17 protein-coding genes are annotated in these 19,612 nt (G+C 63.0%); 14 read left to right on the top strand and 3 right to left on the bottom strand.

The genetic code is table 11. The features are described 5' to 3' along the window. Nucleotides 1–12: 12 nt before the first annotated feature. Genes ACQRAG_RS00550 through ACQRAG_RS00540 form a run of 3 tightly spaced genes read right to left on the bottom strand, consistent with a single transcriptional unit; the run spans nt 13 to nt 3,605 of the window. Entirely contained in the window at nt 13–780 is a 768-nt protein-coding gene (locus ACQRAG_RS00550) for a hypothetical protein (RefSeq protein ID WP_168935721.1), read from the bottom strand. Continuing rightward, complete coding sequence (locus tag ACQRAG_RS00545; protein ID WP_418741183.1) at nt 777–2,507, bottom strand: tetratricopeptide repeat protein; 1,731 nt, start codon at nt 2,505–2,507, stop codon at nt 777–779. Before ACQRAG_RS00545 ends, ACQRAG_RS00550 begins: the two co-directional genes overlap by 4 nt. Nucleotides 2,508–2,510: 3 nt before the next feature. After that, nucleotides 2,511–3,605 carry a sigma-70 family RNA polymerase sigma factor gene (locus ACQRAG_RS00540; RefSeq protein ID WP_006005762.1) on the bottom strand — a complete coding sequence of 365 codons (1,095 nt, stop codon included), beginning with the start codon at nt 3,603–3,605 and terminating at the stop codon, nt 2,511–2,513. 167 nt (nt 3,606–3,772) lie between these two features. Here ACQRAG_RS00540 and ACQRAG_RS00535 point away from each other — a divergent pair, with 167 nt between their 5' ends. From ACQRAG_RS00535 to ACQRAG_RS00470, 14 genes are all read left to right on the top strand, one after another. Further along, on the top strand, nt 3,773–6,175 hold the full coding sequence (locus ACQRAG_RS00535; protein ID WP_289616022.1) for a homocysteine S-methyltransferase family protein: 2,403 nt from the start codon (nt 3,773–3,775) through the stop codon (nt 6,173–6,175). A gap of 4 nt (nt 6,176–6,179) precedes the next feature. After that, on the top strand, nt 6,180–6,641 hold the full coding sequence (locus ACQRAG_RS00530; RefSeq protein ID WP_168935725.1) for a TlpA family protein disulfide reductase: 462 nt from the start codon (nt 6,180–6,182) through the stop codon (nt 6,639–6,641). After that, a complete protein-coding gene (locus tag ACQRAG_RS00525; RefSeq protein WP_289616020.1) occupies nt 6,641–7,111 on the top strand; it encodes an N-acetyltransferase in 471 nt (156 codons plus the stop codon). The genes ACQRAG_RS00530 and ACQRAG_RS00525 overlap by 1 nt, the downstream gene beginning before the upstream one ends. A gap of 1 nt (nt 7,112) precedes the next feature. Continuing rightward, on the top strand, nt 7,113–7,658 hold the full coding sequence (gene hpt, locus ACQRAG_RS00520; RefSeq protein ID WP_297138305.1) for a hypoxanthine phosphoribosyltransferase: 546 nt from the start codon (nt 7,113–7,115) through the stop codon (nt 7,656–7,658). Between the two features lie 23 nt (nt 7,659–7,681). Further along, nucleotides 7,682–8,389 (top strand): DUF3426 domain-containing protein, encoded by a 708-nt coding sequence (locus ACQRAG_RS00515; RefSeq protein WP_289616018.1) that lies wholly within the window; start codon nt 7,682–7,684, stop codon nt 8,387–8,389. A 302-nt stretch (nt 8,390–8,691) separates the two neighbouring features. Beyond that, nucleotides 8,692–10,029: a DNA repair protein RadA gene (radA, locus tag ACQRAG_RS00510; RefSeq protein ID WP_297159824.1), complete on the top strand. Its 1,338-nt coding sequence runs from the start codon at nt 8,692–8,694 to the stop codon at nt 10,027–10,029. A 7-nt stretch (nt 10,030–10,036) separates the two neighbouring features. Further along, nucleotides 10,037–10,672, top strand: coding sequence for a class IV adenylate cyclase (locus tag ACQRAG_RS00505; protein WP_297138298.1), 636 nt, complete (start codon nt 10,037–10,039; stop codon nt 10,670–10,672). Beyond that, nucleotides 10,662–10,982 carry an ATP-dependent Clp protease adapter ClpS gene (clpS, locus tag ACQRAG_RS00500; protein WP_168935730.1) on the top strand — a complete coding sequence of 107 codons (321 nt, stop codon included), beginning with the start codon at nt 10,662–10,664 and terminating at the stop codon, nt 10,980–10,982. The genes ACQRAG_RS00505 and clpS overlap by 11 nt, the downstream gene beginning before the upstream one ends. Nucleotides 10,983–10,989: 7 nt before the next feature. Further along, nucleotides 10,990–13,296, top strand: a complete 2,307-nt coding sequence (gene clpA / locus ACQRAG_RS00495) for an ATP-dependent Clp protease ATP-binding subunit ClpA (RefSeq protein WP_302261556.1) — start codon at nt 10,990–10,992, stop codon at nt 13,294–13,296. Continuing rightward, nucleotides 13,289–14,032, top strand: a complete 744-nt coding sequence (gene aat, locus ACQRAG_RS00490) for a leucyl/phenylalanyl-tRNA--protein transferase (protein WP_427803769.1) — start codon at nt 13,289–13,291, stop codon at nt 14,030–14,032. Before clpA ends, aat begins: the two co-directional genes overlap by 8 nt. Continuing rightward, the gene (uvrB, locus tag ACQRAG_RS00485) at nt 14,032–16,053 is read left to right on the top strand and encodes an excinuclease ABC subunit UvrB (RefSeq protein ID WP_427803717.1); all 2,022 of its coding nucleotides are present in this window, start codon (nt 14,032–14,034) and stop codon (nt 16,051–16,053) included. Before aat ends, uvrB begins: the two co-directional genes overlap by 1 nt. Before the next feature lie 176 nt (nt 16,054–16,229). Beyond that, entirely contained in the window at nt 16,230–18,242 is a 2,013-nt protein-coding gene (gene ligA / locus ACQRAG_RS00480) for an NAD-dependent DNA ligase LigA (protein ID WP_427803716.1), read from the top strand. 28 nt (nt 18,243–18,270) lie between these two features. Beyond that, complete coding sequence (gene dapB / locus ACQRAG_RS00475) at nt 18,271–19,053, top strand: 4-hydroxy-tetrahydrodipicolinate reductase (protein ID WP_304020768.1); 783 nt, start codon at nt 18,271–18,273, stop codon at nt 19,051–19,053. A gap of 87 nt (nt 19,054–19,140) precedes the next feature. Further along, nucleotides 19,141–19,563: a hypothetical protein gene (locus tag ACQRAG_RS00470; protein WP_204625891.1), complete on the top strand. Its 423-nt coding sequence runs from the start codon at nt 19,141–19,143 to the stop codon at nt 19,561–19,563. Nucleotides 19,564–19,612: the final 49 nt, after the last annotated feature.

The raw sequence follows: 19,612 nt of genomic DNA, 5'->3' as shown, positions 1-19,612 counted from the left end.
CTCTCCTTAGGGTTATTGCTGGGGAGCCGTGTAGCGTTCCAGGGGCAGCACCGGGGTGCTGTCCGGCAGAAGCAGACTCAGCTGTTCGTTATTGAAAGGAGCCGGGGCCTGACGTTCCTTGACCAGCAGCACGGCCGTCTGGCCGTCGGGGTGGCGCAGGCTCACGCGACGGGGCAGACCGGCCTCGTCATACGCGATGGCCATGCTCCAGCCGCGACTGCCGTTTTCCTGCCAGGCCACAGCCTGGCCCTGGGCGTCGATCTCCAGAAGGCCGCCCACGGCAGAAGAAAGGGTAAAACCGACATGGCCGTTGGCAAGGGCCTGGCTGTCGGAGTAGCGGTCACCGAAGACCGTCACGAGACGGCCGTTGAGCAGGGCCGCCAGCTCATCCAGGGCAAAAGGCACCGGTACGCCGACGCGCAGCAGGGGCTTGTTGCTGCCCTGATGGAAAAAGGCCCGGTTTTCCGTGGGACTGTACACGAGGAACTCATCGCCGGATTCCCAGATCTTGGCCACTACGGCCCCGATACCGGCCATGACGTCCATGCGCAGGCTCCGGCTGTCATTGCCCCAGAGCAGGGCCGTGACACGTCGGGTATCGCCCTCCGTACCAAAACGCAGACTGGCGTTCAAAAGATAAGGGGCTTCCTTGACGGCTCCGCTGCGGGCCACGAAGGCCTGCCAGCGGTCGGCGCTGTCGGCAGGCGGCACGGTGGAAGGCTGGCGGGCACAGGCCGAAGCCATGAACATCAGGACGATGAGACAAAGGATCTTTTTCATAGGTCCCCCAGACGCTGGCGCAGGGATTCCGCATTGGCGGGTTTGAGTTTCAGGGCCTGTTCGTAGGCCTTGCGGGCTTCCTCTTTCTGGCCCGCGGCGGCGGCGATGTCGCCGTAATGTTCCAGTATCTCGGCTTCGGGCGAGGGGACGAGAGCCACCGCGCGCCGGATGTTCTGCAGGGCCTCTTCCGTACGGCCCAGGCGGAACAGGGCCCAGGCCAGGGAATCCACGATGAAGAACTGGTCAGGGGCCAGACGGTCGGCCCGCTGCAGCAGCTCCAGGGCGTGTTCCAGATCCTTTCCCTGTACGGCCAGGCTGTAGCCCACATAGTTCAGGGCCTGATAGTGCTCCGGATGGCTGGCGATGATGCCCTGCATGACCTTCATGGCTTCATCGCGCTTGCCGAGGCTGTCCAGAAGGCTGCCGAGGGTAAAGGCCAGTTCCGAACTTTCCGGGACGATCTCCACGGCCTGACGGGCCCTGGCCAGGGCCTCGTCCATGGCCTTGAGACGGGCCAGCAGACGGACCTCCAGCAACAGCAGGGTCTCGTTGCGGGCATGGCGCTGCTGCAGATTGCGCACGGAGGCCAGCGCCTCCTGTTCCTTGCCCGCATCGGCCAGGATCTGGGCTTTCAGCCCTTCCGCCTGTACGGCCGTGGGACTGCTGGCCGGGATCCGGGCCAGCCAGCTCAGGGCCAGCTCCGTGTCACGGCGCTGGTCGCGGGCGATGCCGGCCAGCATCAGGAAAACGTCAGGCGGTACGCCCGGCTCGTCCAGCATCTCCTTGAGCAGCCGCTCTGCCTGCAAATAATGGCGGCTTTCCAGGAACATGCTGATGGCGGTGAGCTTGAACGCCGCGGCATCCGGGCCCTTGCGGAAATATTTCAGGGCCTTTTCCGGCTGGTTGAGACGCAGCGAAAGGTGGACGAGGCGCAGGCATACATCCTGCTCGGAGACCTGGAGCTTGAGCAGCTTTTCGTAGATGGTGCGGGCCTCGTTCCATTGCTTTTGCTGTTCGTAGGCATAGGCCAGCTCCACCAGGGCCTCGACAAAGTCCGGCATGGCCTGGATGGCCTTCTGGAGCAGCGGGATGGCTTCCGCACGGCGCTGCATCCCGATCAGGGCCCGGGCATGGTAATAATCCACCATGGGCGTCCGTTCACCGGCAGCGATACTGCCGATGTGCTTTTCCGCCTCATCGAATCTTTTGGCCTTGACCAGCAGCAGGATCAGCTCCATGCGGGCATCCAGGGAGTCGGGATGCCGCGCCACGAAGGCCCGGATCTGCTCCAGGCCCTGTTCCGTCTTGCCGTGGGCCGCCAGGGCCTCGGCGCTGAACAGATTGAGGGGCAGATCGTCGGGCCAGACCTGCAGGCCCAGCTCCAGCAGGGGCAGCACCTTTTCCGAACGACGGCTGTCCAGCCACAGGGCGCCTTCCAGCCAGGCCTTGGCAGGCAGGGTGCCGCCGGTCATCTGCTGGGCCGCCTGCAGGAGCAGTTCTTCATCCTCGTCGGCAAGGGCCTGCATATAAAGGAGATAGGCGTAGGTATCCTTGGCGGCCGGCGAAAGCTCTTTTTCCTCGGGCAGGATCTCGATGCCCTGGAAAGAGGGGGAAGCGGCCCCGCTCCGGGGCTGGGTGGAGGCACAGCCGCCGCATCCCAGCAGGGAAAGGGACAGCGAACCGCTCAGCAGGGCAGAGCAGAGCAGGAGGATGGTCTTGTTTCTCATAGATTATTGAATCCAGGCGTCGGAAAAGTCCTTGATGTCCAGGGCCAGATGCTGGCGGATCTTCTCCAGAAGACGGGCTTCCAGCTGGCGCACGCGTTCGCGGGTCACGTTATATCGTTCACCGATCTCGCGCAAGGTGACGGGGTCATCTGTCAGCAGCCGGTTCTGCAGGATATAGAGTTCCTTCTCGTTGAGCTTGGGCAGGATGGTCTTGAGCTTTTCGCGCAGCAGCTCCGCCACTTCGGAATCCCCCAGACTGTCCTCGATGCCCGGTCCCAGGGCCGGAAGGAAGTCCATACGTGTGGCGCCGCCCGCATCTTCCCCCACCTGGGCGTTGAGGGAAAGGTCGTTGGCGGCAAGGCGCTGATCCATCTCCGTGATCTGTTCTTCACTGACGCCCAGACGCTCGGAGAGCATGGCGGCGTCGGGATCGAAGCCCTGGGCGATCAGCTTTTGCCGTTCACGATTGAGATTGTAGAACAGCTTGCGCTGCACCTGGGTGGTGCCGATCTTGACCATGCGCCAGTTATCCATGATGAACTTGAGGATGTAGGCCTTGATCCAGAAAGAGGCGTAGTAGGAGAACTTGATGCCCTTGTCGGGGTCGAACTTGTTGACGGCCCGCATGAGGCCCACATTGCCTTCCTGCACGAGGTCGAGGACGTTCTGCATCCAGCGGCGCTGGAAGTCCATGGCGATGCGCACCACAAGGCGCAGATGCGACGAGACCAGCCTGAAGGCGGCGTCGGGGTCGTTGTGATCGCGCACCCGCACGGCCAGCTCGTGTTCTTCCTCGGGCTTGAGCATGGGGAAGCGGCTCACCTCGCGCAGGTAAAGCTGCAAACTGTCCCGGCCGCCGGTGGACGGCAGGCGGGGCATGGACGGCGCAGGGAGGCTGGATTCGTCATGGCTGCCTTCGGTAAGCAGCATGGGGCCGTCGTCGCCCACATCCAGTATCTCGCCCTGGTCGAGGCTGTCCTCATCGAGTTCTTCCAGCGAGTCCAGAGAGCTGTCTTCGTCTGCGGCATCCAGGACTTCCACGTCCGCCACAGGCGCGGAAGAAGGGTGATCGGGGACATTCTTGTTGTTTTTCTTCATTATTTTCCTCAGGGGGCTGATGACATCCCTGATGTCGGTGTAGCCCCATGCTATAGTTTTGATTTGTCCTTTTCAATGATTTTCAGTAGTAAAAGCCTTGCGGCTGCCTTGCAGCCGGCCCTTTGACGGGCAGATGCCACATTTTATTACAAAGGCTGGGTACAGGAATGAAATTTGTTCAGCGCCTTGCGGAAAGGCGCCCGTTGTTGCTCGATGGCGCCATGGGGACCATGTTGCAGGCTTCCGGCCTGCCGGCCGGGGTGAGCCCGGAAGAGTTCTGCATGGAGCGACCGGATATCCTTCAGGGTATCCACAAAGCCTATCTCGATGCAGGAGTGGACATCATCACTTCGTGCACGTTCGGCGGCAATCCCTGCAAACTCCCGGCCTCCCTGGATGTTTTTACGTTCAACAAGCGTATGGTGGAGACCGCGCGCGCCGCGGCCGCCCAGGCCGGGCGTCCTGTCTTCGTAGCCGGCAACGTGGGCCCGAGCGGTCATTTTGCCCGTCCGCTGGGCGATATGGAGCCTGAGGAACTCATCAAGGCCTTCTCGGAGCAGATCCGCGGCCTCGTGGCCGGCGGGGCGGACCTCATCTTCATCGAGACCCAGTTCGACCTGGCCGAAGCCAGGGCCGCCGTGACGGCTGCGCGTCAGGTCTGCGACCTGCCCGTCATGGTCTCCATGACTTTCGAGCAGGGCGTCAGCCTGACGGGCTCTTCGCCCACCATCTTTGCCGAGACCATGCAGAACATGGGCGTGGCGGCCCTGGGCACCAACTGCAGCCTGGGGCCGGATCAGATGCTGCCCGTGGTGGAAGAGCTGCTGTCCGTCTGTTCCTGCCCCGTCGTCGCGGAACCCAATGCCGGTCTGCCGGAGCTGCGCGGCTCGGAGACCGTCTTCCCTCTGGGGCCGGAGGCCTTTGCCCAGAAAACGGCGGCCTTCGCCGCCCGCGGAGCACGGGTGCTGGGCGGCTGCTGCGGCACCACGCCCCAGCATCTGGCGGCCCTGCGTCAGGCCCTGGAAAGCGTGACCTGCGACGAGCGTCCGGTGGTCAGCCCTTCGGGCATCTGCCTGACCAGCCGTTCGCAGCTCCTGCGCCTGGGAGAAGGGCAGCCGTTCAGCGTCATCGGCGAGCGCATCAATCCCACGGGCAAGAAGGAACTGACCCGCCAGCTGCAGGCCGGGCAGTTCGATGAAGCCTTCCGCCTGGCCGATGAGCAGCTGCAGGCCGGGGCCCGCATCCTTGATGTGAACGTGGGCGCCTCTCTGGTGGACGAGACCGTGCTCTTGCCCGATCTGGTGCAGCGTCTGGTCTCCCGGGTGGACGTGCCCCTGTCTCTGGATTCTTCCAATGCCCAGGCCATCGCCCGTGCCTTGCCCTACTGTCCGGGCTCCTTCCTTGTCAATTCCATCAGCGGCGAAGCCGGGCGCATGGAGCTGCTGGGGCCTGTCTGCCGCGATTTCGGCGCGCCCTTCATCCTGCTTCCCCTGCAGGGGACGAAACTGCCCGTCCGGGCCTCCGAGCGTATCGCCATCGTGGAAAAGCTGCTGGAGCAGGCCGACTCCCTGGGCATCCCCCGCCGTCTGGTGATGGTGGACATCCTGGCCCTGTCGGTGTCCTCCAAGCCTGAAGGCGCCCTGCAATGCCTTGAGATGGTCCGCTGGTGCCGCAGCCAGGGCCTGGCGACCACACTGGGACTTTCCAACGTTTCGTTCGGCCTGCCTGCCCGCGACCTGCTCAATGCCACCTTCATGGCCATGTGCGCGGGCGCCGGTCTGTCCTCCTGCATCGCCAATCCTTCCGCTCCCCGTCTGCATGAGGCCTGCGATGCCGTGGCCGTGCTGCAGGGGAGCGACAGCAATGCCGGGTCGTTCATCGCCTCCTATGCCGGCTGGAAGGCCAGCGGCGGTGTGGTCAGGGCCGGCAAGGGCCCGGGCGCCGCTGCCGAGACCCTGGGGGATGCCGTCCTTTTCGGCGATCTGGAAAACGTGCTGCCCCTGCTGGAAAAGGAACTGGCCGCCGGTGCCGAGCCTTTCGCCCTGGTGCAGGACGTCCTGATCCCGGCCATCACCGAAGTGGGGACGCGCTATGAGCGCCGGGAGTACTTCCTGCCGCAGCTCATCCGCGCGGCGGAGACCATGCAGAAGGCCTTTGCCCACCTCAAGCCCCTGCTGGAGAAGAGCCGCGGCCCCGAGGAACGTCCCGTGATCGTCATGGCCACTGTGGAAGGGGACATCCACGATATCGGCAAGAACATCGTCTGCCTGCTGCTGGGCAACCACGGATTCGACGTCATCGACGCCGGCAAGGATGTCCCGGCGGAGCAGATTGTCGCTTGCGCTTTGGAACATAAGGCGCGTATCATCGGCCTGTCGGCTCTGATGACCACGACCATGGTACGGATGGAAGATACCATCCGTCTGGTGCGGGAGCGCAATCTCCCCATCAAGGTGCTGGTGGGCGGCGCTGCCGTGACCCAGGCCTTTGCCGATGCCATCGGCGCGGATGCCTATTGCGAAGATGCGGTCAGCGCAGTGCGGGCCGCCAAACAGTTTGTCACAGGATAATCCCATGAAGCGATTTATTTTGCCCCTGCTGCTTCTGACCCTGTTCCTGCCCTGCCTGGCGCAGGCCCAGGAGTACAAGACCGTGGGGCTCAAGGACCTGACCTCCATAGTGGCCCAGAACAAGGGCAAGGTCGTCATGCTCAACTTCTTCGCCACCTGGTGCCCCCCCTGCCGTGAGGAGATCCCGGATCTTGTCAGCCTGGCGCCCAAGTACGAGGGCAAGGTCGTCATCGTGGGCCTTTCGGTGGATGAGGACGCGAGCACACTCCCGGCCTTCCTCAAGCGGCTGAAAGTCGACTACCCTGTGTACAGGGCCAGTGAAGACGTGATCCGCGCCTTCAACGTGCGCACCATCCCGCACAATGTTTTTTACGGCAAGAACGGGCGTCTGGCCCTGATGGGGTCGGGCATGGTCTCGAAAAAAGAACTGACGGAAATCTTTGATTCTCTCGGAGAGCAAAAATAATGAGCGACACCTACACGGTACGCCGTGCGACCATGGACGATGTGAAGGATATCCATGCCCTGCTGATGGAAAATGCGCGCAAGGGCCTGCTGCTGCCCCGTGCGCTGATCTTTCTGTACGGCCATGTCCGTAATTTCCTGGTCATCGACGACCCCCGGGGCGGCCTGGCCGCCTGTTGTGCCCTGGCGCCTGTCTGGGAGGATCTGGCCGAAGTCTGCTCCCTGGCCGTGCGCGAAGATCTGCGCAAGCAGGGCCTGGGCCGCAAGATCGTGATGGCCTGTGTCGATGACTGTCGCATCCTGCACCTCAAGAAGGTCTTCTCCCTGACGTATCAGGCGGCTTTCTTTGAGCGCATCGGTTTCCATGAGGTGGACAAGGGCGTCCTGCCCCAGAAGATCTGGGCCGACTGCGTGCATTGCGCCAAGTACCCCGACTGCGACGAAACCGCCATGTTCCTGGAGCTCGATTAAGATGAACGCCATCAAGGAACGCAAGATCGTCTATACCTCCGGCCAGATCGCCGAACGCGTGCGTGCCATGGCCGCCGAGATCGATGCCTTTTACGGTGATGAGCCCCTGGTGGCCGTATGCGTCCTCAAGGGCGCTGTGTTCTTCTTCACCGACCTCGTCCGGGCCATGCGCTCGGAGAACCTCGAACTGGATTTCGTCCGTCTGTCCAGCTACGGCAAGGGGACGTCCAGTTCCCGCCATGTGGTGTTCAGCAAGGACGTGGACTGCGACATCACCGGCAAGCATGTGCTGATCGTCGAGGACGTGGTGGACAGCGGCCTGTCCATGCAGTTCCTGATGCGCCAGTTCGAGGCCCGCGGGGCCCGCAGCCTGCGTCTGGCCGCGCTGGTGGACAAGAACGAACGCCGCGAAGTGGACGTGCGCGTCGATTTTGCGGGCTTCAAGCTCGAGGAAGGGTTCATCGTCGGCTACGGCCTCGACTATGCTGAAAAATATCGGGCCCTGCCTGATGTGGAAGAGCTGGTCTTCGAATCCGCCGGGGACTAGCACCTGCCCGCACCTGGAGCCAAATGATGGAAATTCAATGCCCTCACTGCGCCAGCCGTTTCAACCTGCCGGAACATCTTGCCCGGCCGGGTGCGAAATTGCGCTGCTCCGTATGCAAGACGGTCTTTGCCCTGCAATTGCCTGAGCCTGCCCCTGCGCCCATCCCGGATCTTCTGCCGGACGATGTGGAGCAGCCCCGCCCCCGGCGCCGCTGGCTGTTCTGGCTGATGCTGCTGCTTCTGCTGGCCTGCGGCGGTGCCGCCGTCTACTGGTACTGCTGGCATGAGCGCCCCCTGACACCTGTCCAGGGAACGGCAGCCACCGCTGAGAACATCGCCCTGCTGACCATGAAGGACGTGCGCCAGTACTATGTGAACAACGAAAAGATGGGCAAGATCCTGGTCATCGAGGGCAGGGTGGTCAATGAATTCCCCCAGCCCGTGAGCATGATCACCGTGGAAGCCGTACTTTACGGTCAGGATCAGAAGGTCATCGCCTCCAATCGTCAGACCGCCGGCAACCAGCTGACCCCCTTGCAGCTCTCCGTACTGGACAAGGAAGCCATGGCCAGCCGTCTGGCCGACCCCGAGAAAGAGCAGGGGGCCAATGTGACCCTGCTGCCCGGTGCCAGCGCTCCCTTCATGGTCGTGTTCGACAGCCCGCCCAACGATGTCAGCGAGTTCTACGTCGCCATCGTGGATGCGCAGAAGGGAGTGCCCCTGCCCCGCTAGACATCCCGGCCAAACTGCTCTCAAGCCCCGCAAGGGGCTTTTTTTATGCCCTTGGGATACATCGGTGATGCCGGAAAGCGGGGCGGATAGGCCCCAGAAACTCTGCAATGCCGCGAAAGGGCGCATCGGAAAGAACTATGGGAGTCATGTGATAAAAAACACAAATAGTGATGCACAGTCATGACGCAATTCCGCATCATGACTGCATCCGTGACGGCGCGATATTGCAACACACCGAACACAAGAGCTGAACTTTGCTGCACATGCTTGCATGGGCTGCACTTTTTTTTTATTTTTATGCCATGGCTAAAACGAGAGAAGTCTTTATCTGTTCAGCCTGCGGCGCGCAGACCCTGCAATGGCGTGGTCAATGCCCCGGCTGCCATGAGTGGAACACCCTTCAGGCCGCGGCACAGCCCAAGGCCCTGTCCCGCAGCAACACCAGGGTATCCGTCCCTGCGGGCAACCGGCCTGTTCCTCTGCAGGACGTAGCCGAGACCGGGCATCATCCCTATCCCAGCGGCATCGCCTCACTGGACAGGGTGCTGGGCAAGGGTCTGGTGCCGGGTGCGGCCATCCTCATCGGCGGCGAGCCGGGCATCGGCAAATCCACCCTGCTGCTGCAGGTGGCTGGGCTGGTCGCTGCCCAGGGGGGCAGAGTGCTTTATGCCAGCGGCGAAGAATCCCTGCCGCAGATCAAGGCGCGGGGACAGCGGCTCGGCATGCTGCATGACAACCTGCTGGCCATGTCCACCTCCAGTGTGGACGAGGTCATCGCCGCCCTGGAGCTGGCTCCGCCCCGTTTGCTGGTGGTGGACTCGGTACAGACCATGAGCAGCGTCGATGCCGAAGGCCTTCCCGGCAATGTCAATCAGGTGCGTGCCGTGAGCATGGCCCTGCTGGAAGCCTGCCGCCGTCTGGGCGTCACGCTGGTGCTGGTGGGCCATGTGACCAAGGACGGTGTCCTGGCTGGTCCCCGCCTGCTGGAGCATATGGTGGATACCGTCATCTCTCTTGAAGGCGACCGCCGCCAGATGTTCCGCCTGCTGCGCGTCTTCAAAAACCGTTTTGGCCCCAATGAAGAGCTGCTGGTCTTCCGCATGGGGGGCCGGGGCATGGAAGTGGTGGATGACCCCTCCACCTTTTTCCTGGGCGATCGCGACGCCTCCCTGTCCGGCACGGCGGTGGTCATGGCCGTGGACGGGCAGCGCCCGCTGGCGGTGGAAGTGCAGGCCCTGGTGGCCCGGACCTTCCTCAGCATCCCCCGGCGTGCGGCCCTCGGCTTCGATGCCAACCGTCTGCATTTGCTGCTGGCCGTGCTGGAAAAGCGCCTCAAACTCAATTTCGGACAGGTGGACATCTATGCCAAGGTCGGCGGCGGCATGAAGCTGCAGGAGCCCGGGCTGGACCTGGCCCTGGTGGCGGCGGTGCTGTCGTCGTATTATGACGTGCCGCTGCCGGAAAAGTGTGTCCTGTGGGGCGAGGTGGACCTCAACGGTCAGGTGCGGCCCGTGGCCGCCCACGACCTTCGTCTGGCCCAGGCGCGCCGTCTGGGCTTCGAGCCCGTGATCCATCCCGGCAAGGGCGGCATCGCGACCATCGCCGACCTGCAGCAGAAACTCTTTCATCGCAAACAGTGAGCATGCCATGGCTCTTGAAATAGAACGCAAATATCTCGAGGTCGATTTCGACAGCTTGCGCCGTCGCCTGCGCCAGTATGGTGCGCAGGGAGGTGACGTCCATCTGGAGCGGAACCGCATCTATGACCTGCCTGACGGCTCCTTGCGGGCCGGGCATCACCTGCTGCGCCTGCGCTCGCAGGAATGGCCGGACCATGCGCAAAACGTGCTGACGCTCAAGCTGCCGCCCGTCTCCGCGCCGGATGCGGCCTTCAAGGTCCGTGAAGAGCGGGAGACCCCCGTCACCGATGCCGCGCAGATGCACAGCATCCTGGAAGGCCTGGGCTATGTGGTCCGTGCCTGCTATGAAAAGATCCGGGAGACCTGGACGCTGGAGCATACCAGTATCGACATGGATATCGTCCCCTTTGCCCGCGTGGTGGAGCTGGAGGGGCCCGAGGAAGAGATCCTGCGTCTGGAAGCTCTGCTGGGACTTGACGATGTCCCGGTTAGTACTCAAAGTTATCATTATCTTCATCAGGAGTGGCGGCAGCGGAATAATCTGCCGCCCGACCTGTCGTTTGTGTTCACGCCCGAAGAACTGGCCCGCTGGCGCCGGGATCTGGGCCTGCCTACCGTGGAGGATAGCCCTCATGGCCGATGAAACCTGGAACGAGCCGGGAACGGATACTGCCACCATCGTCAAGAAGAAGGTCAAGGAACCGGACCGTTATGTGGTCCTGCTCCACAACGACGATTATACGAGCATGGATTTCGTCGTCGGCGTCCTGTGCGATATTTTCCACAAGACACCGGAAGAAGCCACGGCCATCATGCTGGCCGTCCATCAGCAGGGCATCGGCCAGTGCGGCGTCTACACGCATGAGATAGCGGAAACAAAGGTGGCGCTCGTCAGGCGGCGGGCCCGCGCGGCGGGCTTCCCCTTGCGCTGCACCATGGAAAAATATCGTTGAGGATCATATGCTCAGTGCTGCTGTTCAGGAAGTTTTGAAGGTTGCCGTCCAGGAAGTGCAACGCCGCAGGCATGAATTGCTGACGGTGGAGCACATCCTGTTCTCACTGACGACCGTGGCCCCCGGCCGTCTGCTGCTGGAAGGCAGCGGGGCCAGTGTGGCGGTGTTGCGCGAACAGCTGGAAGGCTTTTTCCGTAACGAGATGCAGGTGCTGCCGGATCAGGGCGAGCACGAAGTCCATCAGACCGCCGGCGTGCAGCGGGTGCTCGAACGGGCCCTGGGCCATATCCACGCTTCGGGACGGAGCCAGGTGGAACTGGGCGACCTGTTCGTGGCCATCCTGGATGAAGAGGACAGCTATGCCCACTACTTCCTGACGCGTCAGGGAGTGGATCGTCTGGACGCGCTGACCTTCATCTCGCACGGTATGCCGGAAGGAGGCGGATCCCGGGGCGTGTCCCCCGATGCCGCCAGGGAGAAGGAAGAAGGCGAAGCCGGGGAGAACGTTCTGGAAAAGTACGCCACCGAGCTCACCGCCCGTGCCCGTGACGGCAAGATCGACCCCCTGGTGGGCCGTCAGGAAGAACTGGACAGGGCCATCGAGGTCCTGTGCCGCCGCCGCAAGAACAATCCCCTGTTCGTGGGCGATCCCGGCGTGGGCAAGACAGCTCTGGCCGAAGGTCTGGCCCTGCGCATCGCCCAGGGCCAGGTCCCCAAAAAGTTCAAGGACGTCAAGATCTACGCCCTCGATATGGGCCTGATCCTGGCCGGTACCCGCTATCGCGGCGAATTCGAAAGCCGCCTCAAGGCCATCGTGGAAGAGCTCAAGAACATCCCGGATGCCGTGGTCTTCATCGACGAGATCCACACCATCGTGGGCGCCGGGGCCACTTCCGGCGGTTCCATGGACGCCTCCAACCTGCTCAAGCCCGTACTGGCCAGCGGGGAGCTGCGCTGCATCGGCTCCACCACCCATGAGGAGTTCCGCAACCACCTGGAAAAAGACCGGGCCCTGACGCGGCGCTTCCAGCGCATCGACGTGGGGGAACCCAATGCCGAGGATTGCTTTGCCATCCTCAGCGGCTTGCAGTCCCATTACGCGGGCCATCACCGCGTGCGCTACAGCGAGACCGTGCTGCGCAGCATCGTGGACCTTTCCAACCGTTATGTCCGTGACCGTCTGCAGCCTGACAAGGCCATCGACGTGATGGACGAAGTGGGGGCCGCCGTGGACCTGCGCCGCAAGGATGAAAAGCGGACGGCCGCCGTCACGGTGTCCGACGTGGAACGCATCGTGGCCCGTATGGCCGGCGTGCCCGTGAGGACGGTCTCGGGGCAGGAGCGGAACCGCCTGGCCAATCTGGAAAAGAACCTCAAGCAGATCGTCTTTGGGCAGGAAGAAGCCGTGGAGCAGACCGTGCGCGCCATCCTGCGTTCGCGTGCGGGCCTGGGGCAGCGTCAGCGGCCCACGGGCGCCTTCCTTTTCTATGGCCCCACCGGGGTGGGCAAGACGGAGCTGGCCCGCGGGCTGGCCCAGACCATGGGCGTGGAGTTCCTGCGCTATGACATGAGCGAATACATGGAACCGCACACGGTCTCGCGCCTCATCGGTTCGCCGCCAGGCTATGTGGGCTTCGACCAGGGCGGCCTGCTGACCGAGGCCGTGCGCAAGGCCCCGTATTCCGTGGTCCTGCTGGACGAGATAGAAAAGGCCCATCCCGACATCTTCAACATCCTGCTGCAGGTCATGGACTACGGTACCCTCACGGACAATTCCGGCCGCAAGACGGACTTTTCCCACACGGTGCTCATCATGACTTCCAATGCCGGGACGTTCGAGATGTCCAAGGCCAGCATAGGCTTTGGCAAGGCCGCGCCCGAAGATGCGGCCCGCAAGGCCCTGGGGGCTGTGGAACGGTTGTTCACGCCCGAATTCCGCAACCGTCTCGATGCCATGATCCCGTTCCGGGCCCTCACGCCTGCCATGATGCAGCGTATCGTGGACAAGTTCCTGCGTGAGATCGGGAACAGCCTTGCGGAACAGCAGGTCACGTTGGCCTCTACGCCCCGTGCCCGTGCCTGGCTGGCGGAAAAGGGCTATGATCCCGCCATGGGCGCGCGTCCGCTGCGGCGTTTGCTGCGCAGCCGGGTGGAAGACGCCCTGGCCGGTGAGCTGCTCTTTGGCCGTCTGCGCCACGGCGGGCTCGTCCGCCTGGGGGTCAAGGACAATGAACTCGTACTCCAGTTCCCTGACGCGGCCCCTGCACAGGGCGCGGAAGCGGAGGAGGGGGATGACGGCCGCAACGATGCGTAAGCAGATAGCCCTGTATGCGGCGCAGTTCCCCTCGCCGGGATGCTGCACCGCGGAAGGGATATTGTGTGCCGGTGGCGATCTGCTGCCGGCACGTCTGCTGGCAGCCTACAGCCGGGGCATCTTTCCTTGGTACGGTGAGGACATGCCCCTGCTGTGGTGGTGTCCTGATCCCCGTTGCGTGCTGCCGCCGGATGCCTTCCATCTGCCGCGCCGCAGTGCCCGGGCCTTGCGCAACCATCCGTTCGAGCTGCGCATGGATACGGCCTTTTCCCGCGTCATCCGGGCCTGCGCGGCGCCCCGTCGCGACAGTGGAGGGACATGGATACTGCCCGAGATGATAGCGGCCTATGAGCGCCTGCACGCCCTGGGCTATGCCCATTCCGTGGAAGCCTGGCGGGATGGGGAGCTGCTGGGTGGCCTGTACGGTGTGGCCTTAGGGCGAGCCTTTTTCGGGGAATCCATGTTCCACCTCTGTCCCGAAGCTTCGCGGGCGGCCCTTACGGGCCTGGTGGCGTTCCTGCGCGAACGGGATTTCCTCCTGCTGGATTGTCAGCAGGCCACGCCCCACATGCTGGCCATGGGCGCGCGGGAGATCCCCCGCAAGGAATTCCTGGCGCTCCTGCGGCAGGCTGTGCCCGTCCCTGATCCTGAACCTGTCTCCCAGCTGCCGTGGCGGCCGTGGCGGATGTCTTTTCGCCATGATGCTGCCCTGGGCTGGCTTCCCGACGAGCGATGATGAACCAGTCTCCTTTCAAGCTCCATAGCGCCTATGTTCCCACAGGTGACCAGCCGGAGGCCATCGATTCCCTGGTGGCCAATCTGGAAGCCGGCGTGCCGGAACAGATCCTGCTGGGCGTGACCGGCTCCGGCAAGACCTTCACCATGGCCAATGTCATTGCCCGCTGCGGACGCCCGGCGCTGGTGCTGGCCCCCAACAAGACGCTGGCCGCCCAGCTCTACAACGAGTTCCGCGAATTTTTCCCGCAGAACGCTGTGGAGTATTTCGTCAGTTATTACGACTACTACCAGCCGGAAGCCTATGTGCCCGCCTCGGACACCTACATCGAAAAAGATTCGTCCATCAACGATAATATCGACAAATTGCGCCATGCCGCGACCCATGCCCTGCTGACACGGCGCGATGTGATCATCGTGGCTTCGGTCTCCTGCATCTACGGCCTGGGTTCCCCCGAATTCTACGCCCGCATGATCATCCCGGTGGAAGTGGGGCAGCATATGTCCATGGATGCCCTTATCACCCGTCTTGTGGAAGTCCAGTACGAGCGTAACGACTATGACTTCCATCGCGGGACCTTCCGTGTGCGCGGGGACGTGCTGGAGATCATCCCCGCTTACCATCACGAGCGGGCCCTGCGCATCGAATTTTTTGGGGATGACATCGACTCCATGCGCGAGGTGGATCCCCTGACCGGGGACGTGCTGGCGGAAGTGGGCAAGACCGTCATCTATCCGGCCAGTCACTTCGTTTCCGCCCAGGACAACCTCAAGCGGACCACGGCCGACATCCGGCAGGAGCTGCTGGAACGACTGACGGCCTTCAAGACCAGCGGGCACCTGGTGGAGGCGCAGCGTCTGGAGCAGCGGACCCAGCTTGATCTGGAGATGATCGAGGAGCTGGGCTACTGCAACGGCATCGAGAATTATTCCCGCCATCTGGACGGCCGCAAGGCCGGGGAACCGCCTTCCTGCCTGCTCAACTATTTTCCCGAGGATTTCATCCTGTTCGTGGACGAGTCCCACATCACCGTGCCGCAGGTGGGCGGCATGTTCAAGGGTGACCGCTCGCGCAAGCAGACCCTTGTGGATTATGGTTTCCGCCTGCCCTCGGCCCTAGACAACCGTCCCCTGCAGTTCGACGAATTCCGTTCCCTGCTGCATCAGGTGGTCTACGTTTCGGCCACACCGGGCAAATACGAGATGGACCAGTCCCAGGGCATCATTTCCGAGCAGATCATCCGGCCCACGGGGCTGGTGGACCCGGAAGTGGAGGTGCGTCCCACCAAGGGACAGATGGAAGACCTGCTGGGAGAATGCCGGGAACGCATCCGGCGCGGGGAGCGGGTGCTGGTGACCACCCTTACCAAGCGCATGGCCGAAGACCTGACCGAGTATTGCTGCAATATGGGCGTCAATGCCCGCTATCTGCATTCGGATATCGACACCCTGGAGCGTTTGCAGATCATCAGGGCCCTGCGGCAAGGGGAATTCGACGTGCTGGTGGGCATCAACCTGCTGCGCGAAGGTCTGGACATCCCCGAGGTCTCGCTGGTCTGCATCCTCGATGCTGACAAGGAAGGCTTCCTGCGTTCCACCGGATCGCTCATCCAGACCTTTGGCCGTGCGGCGCGCAACGTCCACGGGCATGTCATCCTGTATGCCGATACGGTCACGGCCTCCATGCGCGCGGCCATGGACGAGACCGAACGGCGCCGGGCCAAGCAGACCGCCTATAACACGGAGCACGGCATCACGCCGCGGAGTACCCGAAAAAGTCTTGAATCTCCGCTGGATGCCTTGTATGTGGATACCAGTTCTTCATCCCGGGGCAAGGGCAGGGGGCGTGCGTCCCGTCAGGACGATGCCGTGCCCCTGACTGCCGAAGATACCGCGGCGCTGGTCCAGCGTCTGGAAAAAGAGATGCGCGAGGCGGCCCGGGAACTGGAATTCGAGCGTGCCGCCGCCCTGCGGGACCGTATCCGGGCCCTGCGTGAACGCCTTATCGCCCTGCCGGAGTGATCATGAGTCCAGAACAGCTTTCCCTTTTCGGTGCCCCTGCCGCGCCTGCCCCCAAAAAACGGGCCGAGAAAGAGGCTGCGGAAAAAATCGTCGCGCCGTCTGCCGCATCCGCAGCCCCGGCGTCTGTGGATCCTTTGAGCTTGCCCGAACCGCCAAAGGACAGGCCCCAGGAGCGGATGGCCTGGCTGACGACCATCCTGGAGCACCACAATTATCTGTATCATACGCTGGACAAGCCGGTCATCAGCGACGACCAGTACGATGCCCTGTTCCGGGAGCTGAAGGCGCTGGAGGAAGACCATCCGCAATGGCGCAGTCCCCATTCGCCCACGCTGCGCGTGGGGGGCGGTTTGCTGGGCGGTCTGCCCAAACAGCGCCACCGTCAGCGCATGTACGGTCTGGACAACGTCTTTTCCGCCGAGGAGTGGCAGGAATTCGTGGCCCGCATGCAGCGCGCCCTGCCCGAAGCGCCGCTGGCCTTCTGGTGTGATCCCAAGCTGGATGGTCTTGCCCTGGAGATCATCTATGAGGATGGCGTCCTGCAACAGGCGCTGACCCGCGGTGACGGGGAAGAGGGCGAAGTGGTCACCGAGGCCGTGCGTACCATCCGTACGGTCCCCTTGCGGCTGCGCGGGGCCGGACCCTTCCCGGAACGGCTGGAGGTGCGCGGCGAGGTGGTCATCTACAAAAAGGATTTTGCCGCCATCAACGAGCGTCGGGAATCCCTGGGCCAAAAGCTTTTGGCCAATCCGCGCAATGCCGCTGCCGGGGCCTTGCGCCAGCTGGATGTGGCCAACACCCAGCAGATGCCCCTGCGATTCCTGGCTTACAGTCTGGGCGAGGCCCGCTGGGGACAGGCGGAACCCTGTCATTTCCAGCACGAGCTGGCGACCCGGCTGCGCGATTACGGCTTTTTGACGCCGCCCGACGGCAAACTCTGCGCCGATCCGGCCGCTGTGGAAGCCTATGTGGAAAGCGTGCGTCAGGGCAGGGCGGATTTTCCCATGGAGATCGACGGTGCCGTGGCCAAGCAGGATGATCTGGAGGCACAGGAGGCCCTGGGCTTCACGGCCCGCGCGCCGCGCTTCGCCATCGCTTTCAAGTTCCCGGCCATGCAGGTGCATACCCGTCTGACCGGTATCGAGATCCAGGTGGGACGTACCGGTGTCCTGACCCCTGTGGCCCAGCTGGAGCCGGTGGCCGTAGGCGGGGTCATGGTCACCCGCGCCACTCTGCATAATGAAGACGAGATCCTGGCCAAGGACGTGCGGGTAGGAGATACGGTCATCGTGCAGCGGGCAGGCGATGTCATCCCCGAAGTGGTGGGCCCGGTGCTGGAGGAACGCCCCTCGGGTGCAAGGCCGTTCGAATTTCCGCATATCTGCCCCGTCTGCGGCGAGCCGGCCCACCGCGAACCCGGTGAAGCGGCCTGGCGTTGCGGCAATATCTCCTGTCCGGCGGTGCGCTTGCGCTCCATCTGTCACTTCGTGTCCAAGGCCGGTCTGGATGTGCAGGGCGTGGGACAGAAATGGATAGAGCAGCTGGTCAGCAGCGGGCATGTCACCAGCCCGGAACAGCTGTTTCGGCTCACGGTGCAGGATCTGCTGCCCTTCGACCGTATGGGCGACGTGCTGGCCCGCAAGATCGTGGATGCTTTCGACGATGCCCGCCACAATGCCACGCTGGCCCGCCTCATCAGTGCCCTGGGCATCCGCCATGTGGGCGAGCAGACCGCCCGCATGCTGGCTGCGCATTTTCACGATATGGATGCCCTGGCGGCCGCCGATACCCAGCGCCTGCTGGAGCTGCCGGATGTAGGGCCCGAGGTGGCCAGCTCCATCCGCAGCTTTTTTGAAAGCCCGGCCAACCAGCATATGCTGGCCGGATTGCGCGAGGCAGGCCTGTGGCCCGTGGCTGCGGCAGAGCCTGCCGAGGCAGTCGGGGAGGGCGGTCCCTTGCAGGGGAAGAACATCCTCTTCACCGGCACCCTTTCCATGGCGCGGGGCAAGGCCAAACAGCTGGCCGAGACGGCCGGCGCCGTAGTGCTGGGCAGTGTGAGCAAAAAACTGGATATCCTTGTGGTGGGCGAAAATCCGGGCAGCAAACTGGAAAAAGCCCAAAGCCTGGGGATCACCGTCCTTGATGAAGCAGCTTTCTTGAATCTGCTCGCTGACAGGATGGACGCATAACTTTCAACAGAACAGGACAGGTGAAGCAATGAGCACGCCGATCATCGTCATGGGTGCCAATGGCCGTATGGGCCGGACCATCTGCACGCTGGTGCAGGAAGACCCCGCCTTCACGCTTGCGGGCGTGGTGGAACGCAGCGAATTTGCTGCCGGTCTGGCCGCGTTGTCGTGCCCGGTGAGCCAGAATGTGGAAGAGCTGCTGCAAAGTCTGGACGGCAAAGCTGTCGTCGTCGATTTCACCGCTCCCGAGGTCAGTCTGGCCACGGCCCGCAGTGTGGCCAAGTTCGGTGCCGCTCATGTGATCGGCACCACCGGCTTCACCAATGAACAAAAGCAGGAACTGGCGAAGCTGGCCGAAAGCTGCCGCATGTTCTGGGCGCCCAATATGAGCATCGGCGTCAATGTGCTGCTCAAGGTCCTGCCCGAACTGACCCGCGCCCTTGGGGAAAAGTACGATATCGAGATGGTGGAGCTGCACCATAACCGTAAAAAAGACTCCCCCAGCGGTACGGCCCTGCGTCTGGGCGAATGCCTGGCCGATGCCCGGGGCTGGGATCTGGACGACGTCCGCTGTTCCGCCCGTGACGGTATCATCGGTGAGCGTCCCAAGGCGCAGATCGGCATCCAGGCCATTCGCGGCGGGGATGTGGTCGGTGTTCACACGGTCTACTTCATGGGCCCCGGCGAACGCATCGAAGTGACGCATCAGGCCCACTCGCGCGAGACCTTCGCTCAGGGAGCCCTGCGGGCCGCTGCCTGGCTGTGCGGACAGCAGCCGGGACGCCTGTACGGAATGCAAGACATTTTCTAGAAAATGTCTTGAACTTTGGCGGGGCCTGCGGTAGGCTTCCTGTAAACAACGCAGGAAAATGGCGTCGCAGACGCCTACGGGGGCCCCATGCCACAGGTAGCAGCACGCATCAACGACGAGCAGGAACGCTGGCTCAAGGATTACTTTCGTACCAAGAGCGCCGGAGCTGAATTCATCCTGCCCTGGGCCGTGGATACGTTTTTCCGCGCCATGGCCAATATCAAGCAGATGTTCACCGCAGGCGAACTGAAGACCATCGTGGAAGCGCACAAGGATACGCGCCTGCTGCCTGACCACACGCGTTTGTCCTATCTGCTGCTGCGGGTCAGTGATGCCTGTGAGCTGAACAACCTGCACACCCGGCATGGCGCCAGCCGCTCCAGCCTGGAAAGCAAGCTCAAAAGTCTGGACGACACCCAGGCGACGGCCCTTATGGTCTGGGCATCCGCTTTCTGGGTGAGCCGGAACTGTTCCGCCGGCAGCCTGGACGAATACATCAGCGCTTACTAACAAGGACGCCCTGCGCAAGCAGGGCGTTTCTTTTATGTTTTTTCTTCAT

The organism is Desulfovibrio sp. SGI.230, assembly GCF_050313065.1.
In the GTDB taxonomy this organism is placed as follows: Bacteria; Desulfobacterota; Desulfovibrionia; order Desulfovibrionales; family Desulfovibrionaceae; genus Desulfovibrio.
Note: the sequence above shows the minus strand (reverse complement) of the source record. Positions and strands in the feature narration are given on the sequence as shown.